Here is a 3,788-nt window from a genome sequence, read left to right as displayed (position 1 = left end):
TGGCAAACTTGAATTGCGTGACGTTTTCTTGACGCCTTTTCGTTGACGCTTCTCGGCTTCTGCCTGCAACGCTTGCACCCTCTGCCACAGCTCTCGTATCAGAGCGTCTTTCTCCCCAGAACTGAGGTCTTCTAACGGCGGCAGGTCTTGCATGGCAAAAGTTTACCACCCTCTCTTATTCGCCGCTACCCGTCAACCTAGTTGAGCAATTACCAAAAAGTTTTCGACGTTAAAGACAACTACAGCGACTACAAACTAGGCGAGAGCGAAACCAAGTATCTAGCCTGTTTAGAAAGCAAGGGATTTGTGTCCCAAGTAAACCGCTAAGCAACAGTTAAGGGACTCGCTAGAAAATAAGGTACCTGCTGATCGGACTTCGACTTCGCTCAGCCCTCGACCACTAAGGTACCTGCCGATCGGACTTCGACTTCGCTCAGCCCTCGACCACTGAAGGTTGAGCGAAGTCGAAACCTGGCCACCTGGTACACCATTAACCCGCAGATCCCTAAGCAATATTGACCAACGACTGACAGGCCCTGGACAACCCCCTTGCCCAGGGTCACTACCTATAAACCGCGTCAGTTAAAGCGGTAAATTTCGGTGGGTAAAGGGCTTCGCTTCGCTGCCGCTGTAGGTGGTTGAAACATGCCCATCGCCCACCAGTTGGTACTTATAGGTCACCAATCCCTCCAGCCCCACAGGGCCACGGGGGGGCATTTTTTGAGTGCTAATGCCGACTTCAGCCCCGAAGCCATAGCGAAACCCGTCGGCAAAGCGGGTCGAGCAGTTGTGGTAGACCCCGGCAGCGTCAACGTGATTCATAAAGAGAGCGGCGGTAGCGGCGTTGCGGGTCACGATCGCCTCCGTATGGCGCGACCCGTAGGTGTTGATGTGGGCGATCGCGGCCTCCAGCGACTCCACCACCTTCACCGCAAGAATCAGGTCGCTGTACTCGGTCTCCCAGTCGTCGTCGGTGGTGGGCACCAAATACGACACAATTTCTCTCGCCTGCTCGTCACCCCGCAGTTCGACCTGGGCCTCTCGCAGAGCGGTCATCAGCGGCGGCAGATACTCAGCAGCGATATCTCGGTGAATAAGCAGAGTTTCAATCGCATTGCAGGCCGAGGGATAGGCGGTTTTGGCGTCAATGGCGATGGCGATCGCCTGCTCCAGATCGGCCTCGCGATCGATATATAAATGGCAAATGCCGTCGGCATGGCCCAGCACCGGAATGCGGGTGTTCTCCTGTACAAACCGGACAAAGGCATTTGAGCCGCGCGGGATAATTAGATCCACATAGCCATCCAGGTCGAGCAGAGCACGGGTTTCTTCGCGAGTCGTCAGCAGCTGTACTGCCGCCCGGTCTATCCCGGACTGCTCTAGACCCTGCTGGATAGCCTGCACCAGCGCAATACACGACCCAATCGCCTCTTTGCCGCCCTTGAGAATGACCGCATTGCCCGATTTGATTGCCAGGGCCGCAATTTGTACAACGGCATCGGGGCGCGACTCAAAAATTACCCCCAGCACTCCTAGGGGCACCGTCAGTCGCTTGAGCACCAGGCCCTCGTCTAGCTCGCGGTGCAGCTGCACCGTGCCAATGGGGTCGCTCAGGCGAGCCACGTCGCGCACTCCGGCGATCGCCCCGGTCAGCTTTACCCGATCGAGCTTTAGCCGTCCGTAGAGGGGCTTGGCCAAGTTGTCGGCCTCCGCCGCCTCACAGTCGGCCTTGTTCGCCATCACAATATCGCTGGCATGGGCTTCTAAAGCGGCAGCTACCGCCTCAATAGCGCGATTTTTATCGTCAGCCGAGAGGCTGGCCAAGGTTTGGGCCGCCTGGCGACTGGCATGGGCGATCGCTAGCAGCGGCTGGGCAGCGGTGTCTTGAGACAGGGAAAAAACAGTCATGGCGTTGGACAAGCTGGCAATACTTTAGTTTACTGCCTCGGCTGCTGCGCTTAATCGTCCGCTGGTTCATCAAGGTGGGCCGACGCTTCATGGTAGAGGCTAAATACGTGGTCATCCTTGAGGCAGTAGAAAACATTGCGGCCCCGCTTGCGATAGCTGACCAGGCGCGTTGCCCGCAAAATACGCAGCTGATGTGACACCGCTGACTCGCTCATGCCAACCGCTGCCGCCAGATCTCCCACTCGCCGTTCTCCCAACGCCAGAGCCGAAAGAATGCGCCAGCGATTGGGGTCGCCCAGCACGCCAAAAAATTCAGCCATCCGCTGGGCCTTCTCCACGCTCAAAATCTCTTCCACTGGCGACAAGCCAGGGTGACCACAGGCAGATTCATCAACGGGAGGGCGATCGCCAGCCATGACGCTTCTCGAAACAATAGCCATAGCGCCAGGTCTAGGCCTAAACGTTACAGCAGACAATAATTGATCAACAACCCATGAACACCTGTTCACATGTTATATTCATTCTATGAACAGGTGTTCAAGTGTTTGAGCATCAGTTTAGTTCACCCAACCCATAAGGAAACCTGCCATGACTACTATTACCCAAATGAAATGTGCCTGCGACTCGTGCCTGTGCATTGTCGATACCAGCCAGGCCGTGAAAAAAGACGATCAGTATTTTTGTAGCGACGTGTGTGCCAACGGCCACCCTGAGGGCTCTGAGGGCTGCGGCCACACCGGCTGCGGCTGCAACAGCTAGGCGATACCAACGACAGGGTTAAGGGGGCGAACACCTGCAGCCCCTCTAACCCCGCGAACAGTCCTGACTCCCGTAAACTGAAGAGAGAAGCAAACAGGGGGGATAGTTCGAGAACAATGGCGCAAACTGACCCAAACCGCGTGCTGCGGCTATTGCCGCTGGTGACTGGAGGGTTGGGAGGCACCCTGCTGTTGCTCAACCGCGTGCTGACCCCTGCCCTGACTGAATCGCAGGCGCGATCGGATGTGATGGGCGTGATCTTAAGCGCTCTGTTAATCTTGACCGGCTTGCTGTGGCAGCGAGTACAGCCGATCACCCCAGAAGCCGTTACTCTAGTGGGCGAAGAGGGCTTAGATCTCGATGATGATCTCCCCGATGCTATTAAGACCGAGCTGGCCTGGGCTTCTCACCTGTTGTTGACCAACACCGTCACCCGCTCTGTCGTTGTTTACCACCAAGGCAAGACCCTGCTGCGAAGAGGTATTTTAGCGCCCAAAGCCGAGGTTACCCCCGGCCCCATTCTGAAGCGGGTGCTAGAGACCGGCAAGGCCGTATATTTGGTCAAGCTCAGTATTTATCCGGGGCGGGTGGAGTTTGACTACCTGCCCGAAAACACCCAGGGCGTGATTTGTCAGCCCATGGGCCAGGGCGGTGCGCTAATCCTGGCTGCCAATGCCCCCCGCAGCTACACCCGCCAGGACGAAGCCTGGGTGGCAGGCATTGCCGACAAGCTGGGCTACAGCCTAGATGAGACGCTCAATATAGCTCGTACTTGAGCCACTGGCAGAGTAAGGATCCGTTATACACCGCTACTCGCTGGGCCGATTTTAGCCCAATGTGGCGCGACAGCTCTTTATTGCCGCTCAGCACAAAGGCCGTCCAGCCCTTGAAACGCTGCTTCAATACATCGCCCAGCAGCTTGTAAAAGGTGCCGAGATCTTCATTGGCCCCAAGGCGCTGGCCGTAGGGGGGGTTGCACAGCAGGTAGCCGCTGTCAGCGGGGGCCTCCAGGTCGGACAGGTCTTCAGCCCAGAAGTTGATCTGATCGGCCAGGTCGCAGCGCTGGGCATTTACGCGAGCCTGGTGAATGATGGCGGGGTCGCGATCGCACCCTCCCACCC

4 protein-coding genes and 1 pseudogene are annotated in these 3,788 nt (G+C 57.1%); 2 read left to right on the top strand and 3 right to left on the bottom strand.

The window, feature by feature from the left end:
• Positions 1–582: 582 nt before the first annotated feature.
• On the bottom strand, positions 583–1,908 hold the full coding sequence (locus IQ273_RS31510; protein WP_194027030.1) for a glutamate-5-semialdehyde dehydrogenase: 1,326 nt from the start codon (positions 1,906–1,908) through the stop codon (positions 583–585).
• Positions 1,909–1,958: 50 nt separating this feature from the next.
• Entirely contained in the window at positions 1,959–2,324 is a 366-nt protein-coding gene (locus tag IQ273_RS31505; protein WP_194027031.1) for a metalloregulator ArsR/SmtB family transcription factor, read from the bottom strand.
• Between the two features lie 172 nt (positions 2,325–2,496).
• Between IQ273_RS31505 and IQ273_RS31500 the strand changes: the two genes are divergently transcribed.
• Positions 2,497–2,667, top strand: coding sequence for a metallothionein (locus IQ273_RS31500; RefSeq protein ID WP_194027029.1), 171 nt, complete (start codon positions 2,497–2,499; stop codon positions 2,665–2,667).
• A gap of 116 nt (positions 2,668–2,783) precedes the next feature.
• Positions 2,784–3,443 (top strand): cofactor assembly of complex C subunit B, encoded by a 660-nt coding sequence (locus tag IQ273_RS31495; protein WP_194027028.1) that lies wholly within the window; start codon positions 2,784–2,786, stop codon positions 3,441–3,443.
• On the opposite strand, the pseudogene IQ273_RS31490 reads toward IQ273_RS31495, so the two are convergent.
• Positions 3,424–3,788, bottom strand: a pseudogene (locus tag IQ273_RS31490) (RNA methyltransferase); the annotation flags it as partial. The gene IQ273_RS31495 and the pseudogene IQ273_RS31490 sit on opposite strands and share 20 nt — an antisense overlap.

Origin of the sequence: Nodosilinea sp. LEGE 07298 (assembly GCF_015207265.1) — a bacterium.
Classification (GTDB): Bacteria; Cyanobacteriota; Cyanobacteriia; order Phormidesmidales; family Phormidesmidaceae; genus Nodosilinea.
The sequence above is the reverse complement of the archived record's forward strand: the minus strand, read 5'-3'. Positions and strand labels throughout refer to the sequence as shown.

Bases quoted from the DNA above. Each gene is read 5' to 3' on its own strand.
- IQ273_RS31510 (WP_194027030.1), bottom strand. From the start codon at position 1,908: ATGACTGTTTTTTCCCTGTCTCAAGACACCGCTGCCCAGCCGCTGCTA.
- IQ273_RS31500 (WP_194027029.1), top strand. From the start codon at position 2,497: ATGACTACTATTACCCAAATGAAATGTGCCTGCGACTCGTGCCTGTGC.
- IQ273_RS31505 (WP_194027031.1), bottom strand. From the start codon at position 2,324: ATGGCTGGCGATCGCCCTCCCGTTGATGAATCTGCCTGTGGTCACCCT.
- IQ273_RS31495 (WP_194027028.1), top strand. From the start codon at position 2,784: ATGGCGCAAACTGACCCAAACCGCGTGCTGCGGCTATTGCCGCTGGTG.